The sequence below is a fragment of the Bradyrhizobium sp. CCBAU 21365 genome, from assembly GCF_015291305.1.
GTDB lineage: Bacteria > Pseudomonadota > Alphaproteobacteria > Rhizobiales > Xanthobacteraceae > Bradyrhizobium > Bradyrhizobium elkanii.
In genome coordinates this window covers 1,144,175-1,160,025 of the sequence record NZ_CP030036.1, presented here as the reverse complement: position 1 = coordinate 1,160,025, position 15,851 = coordinate 1,144,175, and the positions used below count along the sequence as shown (strand labels likewise).

Below are 15,851 nucleotides of genomic sequence, written 5' to 3'. Positions count from 1 at the left end.
CGAGACGCGCGAAGACGCGCTCCTCAGGATGACGGGGATGGAGTGAGCGCACCTGCTGCCGCCTCAAATCCCCAGATATTTGTGCTGCAGATCCGGCTCGGCGATCAGCTGCTCGCTGGTGCCGCTCCACACCGTCTTGCCGCGCTCGATGATGTAGTGGCGGTCGGCGATGCGGGCGAGGTTGCCGACGTTCTTGTCGATCACCAGCACCGACTGCCCGCGTCCCTTCAGCATCGACAGGCAGCTCCAGATCTCGTCGCGGATCAGAGGCGCAAGGCCTTCGGTCGCCTCGTCGAGGATCAGCAGCTTCGGGTTGGTCATCAGCGCGCGGCCGATCGCGAGCATCTGCTGCTCGCCGCCCGACAGCGTGACGCCCATATTGCCCGTGCGTTCGGCGAGCCGCGGAAACAGCGCGTGGATCTTGTCGATGGTCCACGGATCGGAGGCACCGAGGCGATTGCCTGACGCGGCGACGAGATTTTCGCGCACCGTGAGGTTGGGGAAGATCTGGCGGCCTTCCGGCACCAGGCCGATCCCGAGCTTTGCGATCTTGTAGGACGGCAGGCCGCGCACCGCCTCGCCGGCGAAGCGGATGGCACCCGATCGCGCCGGCGTCAGGCCCATGATCGAGCGGATCGTCGTGGTCTTGCCCATGCCGTTGCGGCCCATCAGCGCGACCATCTCGCCCGACTTGATCTTGAGCGACAGGCCGAACAGCACCTGGCTCAAGCCATAGCAAGTCTCGATGCCATCCACTTCAAGCAGTGTCTCAGCCATGGCGCGTCACCGCATGCTGTTCGCCGAGATAGGCGCGCTTGACCTCGTCGTGCTTGCGGATCGCGTCCGGCACGTCGCAGGCGATGACGCGGCCATAGACCAGCACGGTGATGCGGTCGGCCAGCGCGAACACCGCCTCCATGTCGTGCTCGACCAGCACGATGGTGACTTCCTTGCGCAGCTCCTTCAGCAGCGCGACCATCCGCGCCGATTCGGTGACGCCGAGCCCGGCCATCGGCTCGTCCAGCAGCAACAGTTGCGGCCTGGTGGCAAGCGCGACCGCGAGCTCGAGTTCGCGCTGCTCGCCGTGGCTCAATTGCGAGACCACGATATCGGCGCGCGCGCCGAGGCCGACGCGCTCCAGCGCCGCACGCGCGGACTCGCGCAGATGCCGCTCCTTGCGCGCATTGCCCCAGAAGCGGAACGAGTGGCCGTCATGCGCCTGCGCCGCCAGCGCGACATTGTCGATCGCGGAAAAATCCTTCAGCAGCGAGGTGATCTGGAACGAGCGCGCCAGCCCGAGCCGGCTGCGCTTGTAGGACGGCAGGTTCGTGACGTCGCGGCCGGCAAAACGGATGGTGCCGGAGTTCGGCATCACCTGCCCGGTGAGCTGGCTGATCAGCGTGGTCTTGCCGGCGCCGTTGGGGCCGATGATCGCGTGCAGTTCACCGGGCACCACCTCCATCGAGAGGTTGTCGGTCGCGGTGATGCCGCCGAAGCGACGGACCAGATTGTCGACGCGGAGCAAGGGATCAGGCAAGGAATCAACCACGGCGCATCCTCCCGAGCAGGCCCATGATGCCGCCGCGCGCGAACAGCACGATCAGGAGCAGCACCGGACCGAGGATCAGCCCCGAATATTCGGTGAACTGCGACAGCAGCTCCTCGAGCAGGAGATAGACGATCGCGCCGATGACGGGACCGAACAGTGAGCCCATCCCGCCGAGGATCACCATCACCATGAGGTCTCCGGAGCGGGTCCAGTACATCACGGCGGGGCTGACGAAATCGGTGTTGTTGGCAAGCAGCGCGCCGGCCAGGCCACAGATGGTGCCTGATATCACGAAGCAGACCAGGCGGTAGCGGTTGGCATGGAAGCCGATCGCCTGCATGCGCTGCTCGTTGGAGCGGACGCCCTGCACCACGAGGCCGAAGCGCGAATTGACGATGCGCCAGATCAGATAGAGGCCGCCGAACAGGCAGGCCAGGCAGAGGTAATAGAACTGGTTGCGATCCGACAGGTTGATCAGGCCGGCGAAATCGCTGCGCTTGTACACGGTGAGGCCGTCGTCGCCGCCGTAGCGCGACAGCGCCGAGGCGATGTAGTAGGCCATCTGCGCAAAGGCCAGTGTGATCATGATGAAATAGACGCCGCGGGTGCGCAGCGAGAGCGCGCCGATCAGCAGCGCAAACAGCGCCGAGACGGCGAGCGCCACCGGCCACTGGATGAAGCCGGAGCCGATGCCCTCGGCGGCAAGGATGCCGACGGCATAACCGCCGATGCCGAGATAGGCGGCGTGGCCGAAGCTCATCATGCCGCCATAGCCCATGATCAGATTGAGGCTCGCGGCGGCGAGCGCAAAGATCACGATCCGGGTGAACAGCGTGAGGATGAAGATGTTGCCGGTGACCGCCGAATAGAGCGGCAGCAGGATCAGGGCGGCACACATCAGCGCCGCGACCGCATTGGAGGCGTTGAACTTCGGCATCATCGTTTGGCCGCCGGGAACAGCCCCTCGGGCCGCAGCACAAGGATGATGGCCATCAGGAGGTAGATCAGCATCGAGGACAGCGCCGGCGCCGCGGTGGACGCCGCCGCCCCGCTCAGCACCTTGCGCAGCAGGTCGGGCAGGAAGGCCCGGCCCATCGTGTCGATGATGCCGACGAAGATCGCGGCCATGAACGCGCCGCGGATCGAGCCGATGCCGCCGATCACGATGATGACGAAGGCCAGGATCAGGATGTTCTCGCCCATGCCGATCTGCACGGTGAGGATCGGCGCCTGCATCAGCCCGGCGAGGCCGGCGAGCGCCGCGCCAAGGCCGAACACCAGCGTGAACAGCAGCTTGATGTTGATGCCGAGCGCCCCGATCATCTCGCGGTTGGAGGCGCCGGCGCGGATCAGCATGCCGATGCGGGTGCGCATCACGACGAGATAGAGCATTGCTGCGACCGCCAGCGCGACCACGATGATCATGAGGCGGTAGGCCGGATAGTAGACGCCGGGAATGATCTGCACCGGCACGGTGAGCCAGGCCGGCAGCGGCAGCGCGAGACCGGCCGGGCCCCAGATCAGCCGGACGGCGTCGTTGAAGAACAGGATCAGGCCGAACGTCGCCAGCACCTGGTCGAGATGGTCGCGGCCATAGAGATGCCTGAGCGCGACATATTCCAGCACGATGCCGAGCAACAGCGTGGCACCCAGCGCCATCAGCGCGCCGAGCACGAAGCTGCCGGTCCAGGCCACGAAGGTCGCCGCGAAATAGGCGCCCATCATGTAGAGCGAGCCGTGCGCCAGATTGACGAAGTCCATGATGCCGAACACCAGCGTCAGTCCGGCCGCCAGCAGGAACAGCAGGAGGCCGAATTGCAGGCCGTTCAGCAGTTGTTCGACGACGAGATACATCGTGAGGCTACGTCACCTTTAAATGAAACAGCGGCAGCGCGAGCACGCCGCCGCATTTGCACGTTGCGGGTTCTCCCTCGCCCCGCTCTTGCGGGGCCGGGACGAGCAAAGCTCGCCCTGAGAGGGTTGGGGTGAGGGGCCATCTCCACGAATCGAGCTCGCGGAAAGAGCCCCTCACCCAATCGCTTCGCGATTGACCTCTCCCCGCAGGAGCGGGGCGAGGTGAATGGAAAGCAAGGCTTGGGCCAAGATCGCCCAAGAGTTATTTCATCGGACACTTGTCGTGGAAGCGATCCTGGTCGTCCTTGACGATGGTCGCGACCGTCTTCAGCGACAGCTGGCCCTCGGCGTCCTTGACCACGTCCTGCAGGTAGAAGTTCTGGATCGGAATGTGGTTGTTGCCGTACTTGAACGGTCCGCGCACCGATTTGAAGTTCACCTTCTCCATCTCGGCCTTCATCGCGTCCTTCTTCGTCAGGTCGCCCTTCACCGCGACCACGGCGCTGTTGATGAGGTTGGCAGCGTCGTAGGACTGCGCGCCGTAGAAGGTCGGGCGCAGGCCCGGATACTTCTTGCGGTAGTCGGCGACGAACTTCTTGTTCTCCTCGTTGGGCAGGTCGTTGACCCATTGCTGCGCGCCGGGAACGCCGAGCGCATTGTCCTTTTGCAGCGGCAGCGACAATTCGTCGATCGTGAAGGCGGTGTAGAGCGGGATCTGCTGCTTGATGCCGGCCTGCGCGTACTGGTTCAGGAACTGGACGCCGGCCGCGCCCGGATAGAACACGAAGATCGACTCGGCCTTGGAGTTCTTCGCCTTGGTGAGCTCGGCGGAGAAGTCGAGCTGGCTCGGCCACACCGTATATTCCTCGCCGACCACCTCGCCCTTGAACGTGCTCTTGACGCCGGCCAGCATGTCCTTGCCCGCGGCATAGTTCGGGCCGATCAGGAACACCGACTTGACGCCCTTCTGGTTCATGTACGTGCCGACCGCCTGCGGGGTCTGGTCGTTCTGCCAGGAGGTCGAGAACACGTAAGGCGAGCACAGTTCGCCGGCGAGCTGCGACGGACCGGCATTGGCCGAGATCAGGAAGGTCTTCGAATCGACCGCGGTCTTCAGCGACGCCAGCAGCACGTTCGACCAGATGTAACCGACGATGAAGTCGACCTTGTCGGACTGCACCAGCTTCTCGGTCTTCTGCTTGCCGACATCGGGCTTCTGCTGGTCGTCCTCGTAGATCACCTCGACCGGCTTGCCGTCGATCTTGCGGCCGAGATGGTCGAGTGCAAGTTCGAAGGAATTGCGCATGTCGTTGCCGATCACGGCGGTCGGACCGCTGAAGGTCGAGACGAAGCCGATCTTGACGCTGTCAGCCGCTATCGCGGGCTGCGCCAGCGCCACAGCCATGGCGCCTGCCAGCCAAAATGCCTTTTTCATATTCACTCCCCTCCTCAACCAAAGATCCCGCCAGGCTCGATCACGAGGGCCCGGGGGTCACGCTTTGCGCGCGTCGTTCTGTGACGTATTTTGTGCGCGATATCGCAAGTCTGCAGCAAGCATGAACCGATGGCGCTGACTTAGAACCTTCGGCGCATACCCCAGCACCTTGCATCATAATTCGTCTAAATCGACCATGGCAAGAAATATAATGCCGGCTGCGTGGGCAACGATTGTCGCAGGCGGCGGCCTTCGGCAACGACCCACGCCCGCACTGCAGCAGGCTTTAACGATCCGGTAAAGCACCCGGAAACCACGGGCCGGCAAGCGCTCGCGGGCTTCATGGTCCGGAAAGCATCCCTGGCCGACGCTGCCGCCAAAGGGGTGCGTCACATGCTGAATTACATCTTCGGCTTCAATGCCCGGATGGGCCGACTGGCTTTCTTCTTCTGCACCCTGGTGGTGGGCCTCGGCTTTGTGATGCTGGTCTACGGCGTCACCGGCAACGCACCGACGAGCGGCCGGATGGACGTGCTGCTGGCGCAGGCATCGAGCAGCCCCGTGCTGGTCATTGCCTTCTACGGCATGCTCGTCATCTGCTTCATGCTGCAGTCGATGCGGGTGCGCGACATGGGCTGGGATCCGGTCTGCGTGATGGCGGCATGGATCGCCCTCCTCGTGCTCGACAGGGCCATTGCCGGACGATTTCCCGAATATGCGCTGACCTATCAGCACACCGAAACGGTGGTCGGCGCCGCCGTCAATGGCGCGATGAACATCGTCCTGCTGGTCTGGCGGAGTGGCGGCTATTTCGAAGAACCGCCGCCATTGCCGAGCAACGGCAGTGGCGACGGCCTGTTTCAACGAAACAGCGCACCGGCCGCAGGCGGCAGCCGCGTTGCGCGGATCGCCAACGGCGAATTCGGCGGAAAGACGCGCTAGCGCGCGCTCTCGCACGCTGTCGTCCCTGCGAAAGCAGGAACCCATAACCACACCGCCCTGTGTTGTCGAAGCAAGCCGTGGCCCCAGCATCGCACACCAATTGCCATTGGTAGCTATGGGTCCCGGATCGCGCTTCGCTTGTCCGGGACGACACGGAATTTGCCGCCGTCGGCGACTAGCCTCTATCCACCGCCCATTCGGCGCCGTCGATCGCGTAGGACGCGTGGCGGAAATCCCTGATCGTCGCGACCTTGTCGGCCGACCAGTCGAGCAGCATGAACGATCGCGGCGGCGCGCCCAAAGCGTTCGGGTCGAACACCAGGATCGCGGGACGTCCCTCGACCTGTCCGGTCACCAGATGCCAGTCGTCGATCTTCGAATAATTGCCGAAGTAGCGCGACACCTCGGCCTTGCCGTTCAGCCGTGTCCGGTTGACGAGCTCGAGCCTGATGTCGTCGGCGATCATGGCGCGGATGGCGTCGAAGTCGCGGGCGTTGAAATGGCTGACATAGGCGTTGAGCCTGATGCGATCGGCCGGCGACAGGCCGGGCCGCGGCGCGTCGTCCGGTTCGCTCGCAAACTCGCGCAACTGCGTGCGTCCACGGTGCAGCGCGGCCTTCACCGCGGGCAGGCTGAAATCCATGATGCCGCAGATCTCCTGCAAGGAGCAGCCGAGCACGTCCATCAGGATCACGCTGGAACGCTGTGCCACCGGCAGGCGCATGAAGGTGCGCAGGCCGGTCGCGGCGATCTCGCGGCGGCCCAAATCATCGAGCTCTCCGGCCATCATGTCCACCTCCTCCGGCGCGTGGAGCGCTTCCTGGCGGTTGCGCCGCCTGAGGAAATCGAGCGCGGTATTGTGTGCGATCCGGAACAGCCAGGCTTGCGGATTCTGGATCGGCGCGGCGGACGCGAAGGCTTCCACCGCCTTGATCAGCGCGTCCTGCAGCACATCCTCGCCGTCGATGACGGATCCGACCATGCGGGCGCAGTAGCGATGCAGCCTTGGCCGCATCGCCGCCAAGAGCGCGTCGACGTCGGTCGCGGCCGGCGCTTGGTGTGGTGACGTCATGATGGCTCCGCCAGATCGGTGCACTGCCCGCCGGTTCAACGCGTGTCGGTTCACGACTCATCCAGCATACGATAATTCCCGACAATCACCGCACTGCGAACCAGCGGCGGCTCGGCGCAACGATCGCGGATGCCGTCCTGAAAGGCCTGGAACGCGGCCAGTTTCGGGATCGGGCTCGAGCCGTCTTCGGCCGCGGTCTCGACCATGTGGATGAAGGTATCGTCCTCCAGTCGCAGGGTCAGATAGCGCACGCCGTCGGGCCTCGCCGTCTTCAGCTCGGCGAACACGGCCGACACCAGCGCGGCATTCTTCTCCGCCATCTCCGGCTTCGCCTTGTACCTGATCAGGGTCCGTCTCATCGCAGCCTCCTTGGCCTGGTTCTGCGGCCTGAACCGGCCGCGTCAGACCCAAGGACGTTCGCGAACCGCCAAAGGATGCGGTCCGGCAAAAATAAATTTCGGCCGCATCCTTTGCCCGTTCCGGTTCGTCCTTGCCGGCGAAGCGCGCCGCAACCTTGCGACGCGGCAACGGAGAACGACCATGCAGACCCCTCAGCAGCGCGCCGAACAGCGCTGGGTGCTCGGCCTCACCGCGCTGGCATCCTTCATGATGGCGCTCGACGCCATGATCATGACCACGGCCTTCGCCACCATCCGCGCCGATTTCGGAAGCCGGGTCGAGACGCTGCAATGGACCGTCAACGCCTTCAACCTGACCTTCGCGGTGCTGCTCCTGACCGGCGCGGCGCTCGGCGACCGGTTCGGGCGGCGCAGGATGTTCGCGGCCGGGATCGGCCTGTTCGTCGTGGCATCCGCGGCCTGCGCGCTGGCCGGCAACGCCGCGGCCCTGATCGCCGCCCGCGCCCTGCAGGGCGCAGGCGCGGCGCTGGTGATGCCGCTGGCGATGGCGATCCTGAGCGGCGCCTTCGGCCGCGAGGAGCGCGCCCGCGCGCTCGGCGTTTTCAGCGGCATCACCGGATGCGCGCTGATCATCGGCCCCGCGATCGGCGGCTTCATCACCGAGCATCTCGGCTGGCGCTGGATCTTCTGGATCAACCTTCCGATCGGCCTCGTCGCGATCGCCCTCGTGATCGCGCGCCTGCGCGAAAATTTTGGGCCGACCGCGCCGCTCGACATCACCGGCCTCACGCTGGTCGCGCTCGCGGCACTAGTGCTGGTCTGGGGCCTGCTGCGCGGCAACGGCGTCGGCTGGGCCAGCGCGGAAGTCTCGGGCGCGCTGATCGCCGGCGTCGCGCTGGCGGCGCTGTTCGTGCTGTGGGAGCTGCGCGCCACCAGCCCGATGGTGCCGATGCGGCTGTTCGCGGCACGGCCGTTTGCATCCGGCATGGCCGCAAGCGTGCTGTTCTACGCCGCGATGTATGGCGTGCTGTTCCTGCTGCCGCAGTTCCTGCAGATCGCGCTCGGCTTCGACGCCTTCGGCGCCGGGCTGCGTCTGCTGCCGTGGACGGCGACGCTGTTCGTCACCGCGCCGATCGCCGGCGCCGCGGTCAACCGGTTCGGCGAGCGCACGCTGGTCGTCGCCGGCCTCCTGATGCAGGCGATCGGGCTCGGCTGGATCAGCGAGATCGTGAGCCCCGCAGTGCCCTATTCGGCGCTGGTCGCGCCGCTGGTGCTTGCCGGCGTCGGCGTGTCGATGGCGATGCCGGCCGCGCAGAACGCGGTGCTGGGCGCGGTCGCCGTCAGCGAGATGGGCAAGGCGTCGGGCGTCTTCAACATGGGCCGCTTCCTCGGCGGCATGTTCGGCATCGCGGCGCTGGTGGCAAGTTTTTCCGCCAATGGCGCAGCCGATTCATCCGGTCATTTCGCCAGCGGATTCGCGTCGGCGATGAGCCTTGCCGCAACGCTGTCGTTCGCCGGCGCGGTCGCGGGACTGTTCCTGCCGATGCGGCGGCGGGCCGTCGCCGCGGCCGCGCCGCAGGATGCGTGAGGCCTGCTGCGATTGGGTTTTGCTATCGGGCGATCGGGCATTTCGTGTTGGAATGAGGCTGCGAATGAATACATAATCAAACGACGAAGCCGTTCGAACCCGAGAGCGACATCAGATGACGCAAGCGCCGGCCAAACCTCATCGCGTGGTGATCGTCGGCGCCGGCTTCGGCGGCTTGGAAGCCGCCTTCGGTCTCGCAGGGGCGCCGGTCGAGATCACGCTGATCGACCGCCGCAACCACCATCTGTTCCAGCCGCTGCTCTATCAGGTCGCGACCGCTTCGCTTGCCACCAGCGAGATCGCATGGCCGATCCGGTATCTGCTGCGCGACCGGCCCGAGGTGACGACGCTGTTCGCCAATGTCTGCGGCGTCGACGCGGCAGCGAAATGCGTGCAGCTCGACGACGGCGGCAGCATTCCCTATGACACGCTGGTTCTCGCCACCGGCGCGCGCCACGCCTATTTCGGCCATGACGAATGGGAGCCGTTCGCGCCCGGCCTGAAGACGCTGGAGGACGCGACCACGCTGCGGCGGCGCATCCTGGTCGCCTTCGAGCGCGCCGAGCGCGAGACCGATCCGGACAAGCGCGCGGCGCTGCTGACCTTCGTCATCATCGGCGCCGGGCCGACCGGCGTCGAGATGGCCGGCACCATCGCCGACCTCGCCAAGGACACGCTGCCGCAAGACTTCCGTCACATCGACACACGCAAGGCGCGCGTGGTGCTGATCGAGGCCGGCTCGCGCGTGCTGGCGGGATTTCCCGACGATCTCTCGGCCTATGCGCAGGCCTCGCTGGAAAAGCTCGGCGTCGAGGTGATGCTGGGCGAGCCGGTCACTGAATGCTCGGCCGACGGCGTGGTGTTCGGCGGCAAGAGGCTGGAGGCGCGCACCATCGTCTGGGCCGCCGGCGTGCGCGCCTCGCGCGCCGCCGAGTGGCTGAACGCGCCGGCCGATCGCGCCCATCGGCTGCAGGTCGAGCTCGATCTCACCGTGCCGGGCCACCCCGATGTCTTCGCGATCGGCGACACCGTCACGATCAAGGGCCCCGACGGCAATCCGGTGCCCGGCATCGCGCCGGCCGCCAAGCAGGAGGGGCGCTATGTCGCCGCGCTGATCAAGGCCCGGCTCGACGGCAAGACGCTGCCGCCGTTCCGCTACAAGCATGCCGGCAGCCTCGCCCAGATCGGCAAGAAGAAGGCGGTGATCGATTTCGGCTGGCTCAAGCTGCGCGGCTCTCTGGCATGGTGGATCTGGGGTCTCGCCCACATCTACTTCCTGATCGGCGTGCGCCATCGGATCGCGGTGGCGATGAACTGGCTCTGGATCCACACCCGCGACCAGCGCGCCGCGCGGCTGATCACGCAAGGCAGCAGCAAGGTGGCGCAGTAGGGCGGCTTGCACGCACTAGCTCCGTCATCCTGAGGAGCGCCGCAGGCGCGTCTCGAAGGATGCACGGCCCCGGATCGCTTGGTGTGCGTTGATCGTCTAACGGCGATAGTGGGGCCGTCGATCCTTCGAGACGCCGCTTCGCGGCTCCTCAGGATGACGGAGCCACGATCTGTATCAAACCGCAGCCCCTCACCCCATCACCTGATGCGGCGAGCGGCCGAACGCGGCCTTGAAGGCGCGGCTGAAATGCGAGACGTCGCTGAAGCCGAAGCTCAGCGCGACATCGGTGACATGGCTGAAGCGCCGCTCGGCCAGCGCCTGATAGGCGCCGGCGAGGCGCTGCTGCCACAGCCAGCGGATCGGCGTCGTGCCTTCACGCGCGAACAGGCGATTGAGCGTGCGCGGCGCCATGTTCTGCGCGGCGGCGATCGCATCGAGATCGAGCCCGGGATCGTCGAGATTGGCCAACATGTAGGCCTTGACCCGCATGAGCCTTTCGTCGCCGCGCTGGGGCGCTTCGTCCGTCAGCTCGGTCTGCAGCGTGGTTGCGAAAATATCGAGCGCCGCCGCGCCAAGCCGTATCGCCGCTGGTCCCGCCGCGTCATCGAGCCGCGTCAGCCGGCGGATCAGCGATCCCGCCAGCGCTCCCACTTTCGACGCGCTGCCGACCCGCCGCGCCGTCAGGCGCTGCGCATCCGGCAGGCGCGCGAGCAGCAACGGCCGCGGGATCGACACCATGATCGCGCGCGCGCTCGGGGCGAATTCGAGCGTGAACGGCTGCGCCTGGTCATGCAGCATCAGATCGCCCCGGCGCATGCGCACGTCGCGGCCGCCTTGTGCAAAGCCGACCTCGCCGCGCAGCGTGAGCCACAGCATGAAATAGTCGCGCGGATCCCTGCGGACGTCGCTCGCGCTGCGCATCACCCGGATGCGGTCGGCGGCCGGCGTCGACGACCAGATGTCGTTGATCGCAAGCGGGCCGAGATGGCGGATCGAGATCGAGGCCTGGAACGCCTCGTCGGCGACGCGGCGGCATTCGGTCAGCGAGAATTCGCGGCAGGTGACGTGATGCCAGCGGTCGAAACTGTCACCCGGCGCAACAAGCGTTTGCGCGACGACTGTGTGATCTGGGGTCTGCATCGGACCTTGCTCCCGCCCAACCCGGCAGCGGGATATTCTGCGTCCAGCCCTCCGTTCTGGCAAGCAGAGACCAGCGGCTGGCCAGCGCAGCCAAGAACGGCCGCCGCGGCCGGTGTAGAAAACGTCTCCCACCAGGAGAGGAGGCATCATATGGGCTACCAGTGCGACATCATCGATCCGGCGCGAACCGTCATGATCGTTGTCGACATGCAGAACGATTTCGTGGCCGAGGGCGCCAAGCTGCGTTCGGCCCAGGCCGCCGCCATGGTGCCGCGGCTGGCGCAGACCCTGAAGGCCTGCCGCGACAAGGGCATCCGCGTCATCTACACCGCGCATGTGCATCGCCGCGACGGCAGCGACATGGGGCTCTATGACGATCTCTATTCGCCGATCGCCGACCGGTCGTCGCTGGTCGACGGCACCGAGGGCGTCGAGATCTTCAACGACCTCGCGCCCGCCCCCGGCGAGCACGTCATCAAGAAGCACCGCTACAGCGCGTTCTTCGCCACCGATCTCGATCTCATCCTGCGCGAATGGGGCATCACCACGGTGATCATCTCGGGGACCACGACCGAGAACTGCTGCCACGCCACCGCGCGCGACGCCATGTTCCACAATTACAAGGTCGTCTTCCTGTCGGACGCGACCGGCACGTTCGACTATCCCGATGTCGGCCAGGGCGCGCTGTCCGCCGAGGAGGTGCACCGTGCCACGCTGACGATCCTCGCGTTCTCAACCGCGCATGTGATGACGGCGGCCGAGATGCTGGCGCGGATCAAGGTGGCGGGTTCGAAGGCGGCGTAGGTTCTTCTCCCTCTCCCCGTTCTTACGGGGTCGAGACGAGCGAAGCTCGCTCTTAGAAGGTTGGGGTGAGGGGCTCCATCCACGAGCACAATTCGCGGAGAGTCCCCCTCACCCGCCGCGCTCCGGACGATGCTTCGCATCGTTCGGTGCACGTCGGCCTCTCCCCGCAAGCGGGGCGAGGCGAAACGCGAGACCGGGGCGGCAGCCACCCTCGTCACTTCACCAGTGAGCAGCCGCCATCGGCCAGCGGGCGGAACGCCTGGTCGGCCGGGATGGTCGCGATCAGCTTGTAATAGTCGTAGGGGTACTTCGACTCCTCCGGCTTTTTCACCTCGAACAGATACATCGGGTGGATGACGCGGCCGTCCTGGCGGATCGTGGTGTCGCCGAACAGTCTGTCCTTGCCCTTGAAGGTCTTCATCTGCGGCACCACCGCCTTGGCGTCGTCGCTGCCGGTGGCGGCAACGGCGTTGAGGTAGGCGAGCGTCGCGGCATAGACGCCGGCCTGGTTGCCGCTCGGCATCTTGCCGTTCATGCCGGGACGCGCGGCGAAGCGCTTTGCGAACGCGCGGGTGTCGTCGTTCATGTCCCAGTAGAAGGCTTCCAGCAGCTGCAGGCCCTGCGCGACCTTCAGGCCCATGCCGTGGATGTCGTTCACGAACAGCAGGAACGCCACCATGGTCTGGCCGCCCTGCTGGATGCCGAACTCGGCGGCCTGCTTTACCGCATTGATGGTGTCGCCGCCGGCATTGGCGAGCCCGATCACTTTTGCTTTCGAGCTCTGCGCCTGCAGCAGGAAGGACGCGAAGTCCGAGGTGCCGAGCGGATGCTTGCTCGAGCCCAGCACCTTGCCGCCGTGCTTCTCGATGTAGTTCGTCGCTTCGGCTTCAATGCCTTTGCCGAGTGCATAATCGACGGTCACAAAGTACCAGTCCTTGCCGCCGCGCTGCATCATCGCGGCCGCGGTGGTGTTGCCGGTGGCCCAGGCGTCGTTGACCCATTGAATGGTGTTCGGCGAGCAGGCCTTGCCGGTGAGATCGGAGCTCGCGGTCGACGACGCCAGGAACGTCATCCGGCTATCGCGCAGGATGGTGTTGATGGCGAGCCCGACCGCCGAGTTCGGCACGTCGACGATGGCATCGACGCCTTCGACATCGAGCCATTTGCGCGCGATCGCAGATCCCACGTCGGCCTTGTTCTGGTGATCGGCATAGACGATCTCGACCTTGATGCCCTTGCCGCCGCCGCCGAAATCCTCCGCGGCCATCCGCGCGGCTTCCACCGAACCCATGCCGTTGGTGTCCTGGAAGATGCCGGAAATGTCGTTGAGCACGCCGACGCGGACCACGTCGCCGGAAATCTCCGCGCGTGCGCTCCCCGCGGCGCAGGCCAATGCCAGCGCAAGCCCAATCCTAAATCGCCCAACCCCGAAGCCCCTCATCGTCTCCCCTCCCTTGCCTCGCTCCTCAGCCAGCCCCGATGTCTCGTCAGGCCGGCGTGATCTCGACCGGCAGGCTGCTGAGCCCGCGCAGTGTGTTGTTGAACAGGCGCTTCGGCTCGCCGGTGATGTCGATCCTGGCGACACGACGCGCCAGCGCCGCCATCATCACCTCGCCTTCGAGACGGGCGACGAGCTGGCCGACGCACATGTGGATGCCCGAACCGTAGCCGACATGACCGGACGTGCGGCGCGTGATGTCGTAGCTGTCGGGCGCTTCCCAGCGGCGCGGATCGCGATTGGCCGCGGCCAGGAACATCAGCACCTTCTCGCCTTCGCCGATGCTGGCCCCACTGAGCTCGACGTCACGGGTCGTGGTGCGGAAGAAAGTCTGGACCGGACTTTCGAACCGCACGGCTTCTTCGAAGGCGTTGCGCGCCAGCGTCGGATCGTCGCGCAGTTTCTGGAGCTGGTCGGGAAAGCGGGCAAGGCAGTAGACGGCGGCGCCGATGCCGTTGACGGTCGTATCGAGACCGGCCGACAGCAGCGAGCGCACCAGCAGCGGCGCCTCGGTCGCGGTAATGGCGCCGGTATCGACATGGGCGTGGATGCAGGCACCGATGCCGCCCGGGGTCAGATTGTCGCGCTGGCATTGCTCGGCAACATAGGCCTGATGCGGCGCCGAGCGCTCGATCGCCTCCTTGCGGAGCTCGTTCGGCGGGCCGAAGGCATTGAACACCAGACTGGCGTAGGGCAGCAGATGCTCGCGGCCCTCCGGCCTCAGGCCGAGCGCATCCGGGAAGATCGACAACGGATAGGCTTCCGCAAGGTCCGCGATCGCGTCGAACCTGCGCTTCTCCAGCAGCGCGTCGAGGCGGGCCTCCGCGGCGGCGGCAAATTGCCCGCGAAGCTGCTTCATCACGGTCGCCGACAACACCGTGCTCAGCACGGCGCGGGTCCGGGTATGGGCGGGCGGGTCGGCCTCCAGGATCAGGCTCGGCGGCCGCCACGGCTTCTCCTTGGAAAAGTCGCTGAGGCCGACGCCGCGGCTGGAGCAGAAGGTCGCGGGATCGTTCAGCACCGCATGGACCTCGGCGTAGCGCGCCACGCCATAGACATTCCACTTGTCGAGATAGACCACCGGCCCGGCCTCGCGCAGCCGCTCATGGGTCGGGAAAGGATCGGCGAAGAACTCGAGCGCGAACGGATCGACGTCGAGATGCGGGACGGACGCAGCTTCTGTTGCAGTCATCGGGACCTCCCGAGGTTTGATCTTGTCAACACGGGCCGCATATCTATTGCTCCCGAACAGTTTCGCAGCGATGATTTGAGAGATGAGCAGCCAGCCCCTCCCCCGAAAGCCCCGCCGGCCGAGACCGGCCGATCCCGCAGACGCCAGCGACGGCCCGCTGCTGGACCTCAATCGCTATGTGCCGGCATTCATCACCTTCATCGGCAACAAGCTGTCGAACAGCGCCACCGCTTTTTACCAGAAGAATTTCGGAGTCAACGTCACCGAGTGGCGGATCATCTCGCAACTGGCGATCGAGCCGGGCATTCCCGCCTCCCGGATCTGCCAGGTGATCGGCTTCGACAAGGGACCGGTCAGCCGCAACCTCGCGGCATTGCAGAAGCGCGGCCTGCTGACCATCCGCACCGCGCCGGACGACGGCCGCACCCATTCGATCACACTGACCGCACGCGGCCGCGCCATCCACGACAAGGTCATCGTCGCGGCGCTGGAGCGCGAGCGGCGGCTGCTTGCGTGCCTGAAGAAGGACGAGCGCGAGGTGCTGATCGAGCTGCTGCGCCGGCTGCACGAGAATCTCGACGCCGTCACCGGGCAAAGCACGACCTGACCGCGTAGCCGGGCCACGGGCGGCGCGCTGCGCCACCGTGGAATTCGCCAGATCTTCCATGCGTGCCGCTCGCGCCGTGCTGCGCAATATTCTCCTCCCAAACGCGCGGCCGTTGACCGGCCCTGTCCCTATGGGTGCGGAAACTCGCACAGCTTAGTTGCTCTGGCAACTAAAAATCCGTGATGCACTGCGTCGTCGGGTCGCAAGCGGAGGGACGTGACGCCGCCATCAGGTCAGGCGAGCACACTCCTCAGGCTCCCTCCCCCCTTGCGCGGGAGGGCTGGGGAGAGGGGTGGTCCCGGGCTCAACTCGAGCCGTTGCGCAACGCCACATCAACGACTTGGCTCACCGACGAACGCGTGTCCTCGTGTTCAATCGGCAGCGGAGCAAGCGGTACCCCTCTCCCTAACCCTCCCCCGCA

15 protein-coding genes are annotated in these 15,851 nt (G+C 65.9%); 5 read left to right on the top strand and 10 right to left on the bottom strand.

Annotated features, from left to right (window positions below; translation table 11 throughout):
• Positions 1 to 63 precede the first annotated feature (63 nt).
• From XI02_RS05395 to XI02_RS05375, 5 genes are all read right to left on the bottom strand, one after another.
• Positions 64 to 777 carry an ABC transporter ATP-binding protein gene (locus tag XI02_RS05395; protein ID WP_018269577.1) on the bottom strand — a complete coding sequence of 238 codons (714 nt, stop codon included), beginning with the start codon at positions 775 to 777 and terminating at the stop codon, positions 64 to 66.
• The gene (locus tag XI02_RS05390) at positions 770 to 1,537 is read right to left on the bottom strand and encodes an ABC transporter ATP-binding protein (protein ID WP_026192159.1); all 768 of its coding nucleotides are present in this window, start codon (positions 1,535 to 1,537) and stop codon (positions 770 to 772) included. The genes XI02_RS05395 and XI02_RS05390 overlap by 8 nt, the downstream gene beginning before the upstream one ends.
• Positions 1,538 to 1,541: 4 nt before the next feature.
• The gene (locus tag XI02_RS05385; protein ID WP_172648893.1) at positions 1,542 to 2,489 is read right to left on the bottom strand and encodes a branched-chain amino acid ABC transporter permease; all 948 of its coding nucleotides are present in this window, start codon (positions 2,487 to 2,489) and stop codon (positions 1,542 to 1,544) included.
• Positions 2,486 to 3,403, bottom strand: coding sequence for a branched-chain amino acid ABC transporter permease (locus XI02_RS05380; protein WP_018269575.1), 918 nt, complete (start codon positions 3,401 to 3,403; stop codon positions 2,486 to 2,488). Before XI02_RS05380 ends, XI02_RS05385 begins: the two co-directional genes overlap by 4 nt.
• 262 nt (positions 3,404 to 3,665) lie before the next feature.
• Positions 3,666 to 4,838 carry an ABC transporter substrate-binding protein gene (locus XI02_RS05375; RefSeq protein WP_016841110.1) on the bottom strand — a complete coding sequence of 391 codons (1,173 nt, stop codon included), beginning with the start codon at positions 4,836 to 4,838 and terminating at the stop codon, positions 3,666 to 3,668.
• Positions 4,839 to 5,060: 222 nt separating this feature from the next.
• On the opposite strand from XI02_RS05375, the gene XI02_RS05370 reads away from it, so the two are divergent.
• Positions 5,061 to 5,780: a DUF805 domain-containing protein gene (locus XI02_RS05370; protein WP_141713429.1), complete on the top strand. Its 720-nt coding sequence runs from the start codon at positions 5,061 to 5,063 to the stop codon at positions 5,778 to 5,780.
• A 175-nt stretch (positions 5,781 to 5,955) separates the two neighbouring features.
• Here XI02_RS05370 and XI02_RS05365 read toward each other — a convergent pair whose 3' ends face one another.
• A complete protein-coding gene (locus XI02_RS05365; protein ID WP_172648894.1) occupies positions 5,956 to 6,852 on the bottom strand; it encodes an RNA polymerase sigma factor in 897 nt (298 codons plus the stop codon).
• A 50-nt stretch (positions 6,853 to 6,902) separates the two neighbouring features.
• A complete protein-coding gene (locus XI02_RS05360) occupies positions 6,903 to 7,211 on the bottom strand; it encodes a hypothetical protein (protein ID WP_069277585.1) in 309 nt (102 codons plus the stop codon).
• A 181-nt stretch (positions 7,212 to 7,392) separates the two neighbouring features.
• On the opposite strand from XI02_RS05360, the gene XI02_RS05355 reads away from it, so the two are divergent.
• Both XI02_RS05355 and XI02_RS05350 read left to right on the top strand, forming a co-directional pair.
• On the top strand, positions 7,393 to 8,799 hold the full coding sequence (locus XI02_RS05355) for a DHA2 family efflux MFS transporter permease subunit (RefSeq protein ID WP_172648895.1): 1,407 nt from the start codon (positions 7,393 to 7,395) through the stop codon (positions 8,797 to 8,799).
• A 115-nt stretch (positions 8,800 to 8,914) separates the two neighbouring features.
• Positions 8,915 to 10,189, top strand: a complete 1,275-nt coding sequence (locus tag XI02_RS05350; RefSeq protein ID WP_069277587.1) for an NAD(P)/FAD-dependent oxidoreductase — start codon at positions 8,915 to 8,917, stop codon at positions 10,187 to 10,189.
• Positions 10,190 to 10,378: 189 nt separating this feature from the next.
• Here XI02_RS05350 and XI02_RS05345 read toward each other — a convergent pair whose 3' ends face one another.
• On the bottom strand, positions 10,379 to 11,329 hold the full coding sequence (locus XI02_RS05345; RefSeq protein ID WP_016841117.1) for a helix-turn-helix domain-containing protein: 951 nt from the start codon (positions 11,327 to 11,329) through the stop codon (positions 10,379 to 10,381).
• Positions 11,330 to 11,479: 150 nt separating this feature from the next.
• Between XI02_RS05345 and XI02_RS05340 the strand changes: the two genes are divergently transcribed.
• Positions 11,480 to 12,133, top strand: coding sequence for an isochorismatase family protein (locus XI02_RS05340; protein WP_172648896.1), 654 nt, complete (start codon positions 11,480 to 11,482; stop codon positions 12,131 to 12,133).
• 214 nt (positions 12,134 to 12,347) lie between these two features.
• On the opposite strand, the gene XI02_RS05335 is transcribed toward XI02_RS05340, so the two are convergent.
• Positions 12,348 to 13,574, bottom strand: a complete 1,227-nt coding sequence (locus XI02_RS05335) for an ABC transporter substrate-binding protein (RefSeq protein WP_038373743.1) — start codon at positions 13,572 to 13,574, stop codon at positions 12,348 to 12,350.
• A gap of 46 nt (positions 13,575 to 13,620) precedes the next feature.
• Complete coding sequence (locus tag XI02_RS05330; RefSeq protein ID WP_172648897.1) at positions 13,621 to 14,823, bottom strand: cytochrome P450; 1,203 nt, start codon at positions 14,821 to 14,823, stop codon at positions 13,621 to 13,623.
• A gap of 82 nt (positions 14,824 to 14,905) precedes the next feature.
• On the opposite strand from XI02_RS05330, the gene XI02_RS05325 reads away from it, so the two are divergent.
• Positions 14,906 to 15,430: a MarR family winged helix-turn-helix transcriptional regulator gene (locus XI02_RS05325; protein WP_244980828.1), complete on the top strand. Its 525-nt coding sequence runs from the start codon at positions 14,906 to 14,908 to the stop codon at positions 15,428 to 15,430.
• Positions 15,431 to 15,851 lie beyond the last annotated feature (421 nt).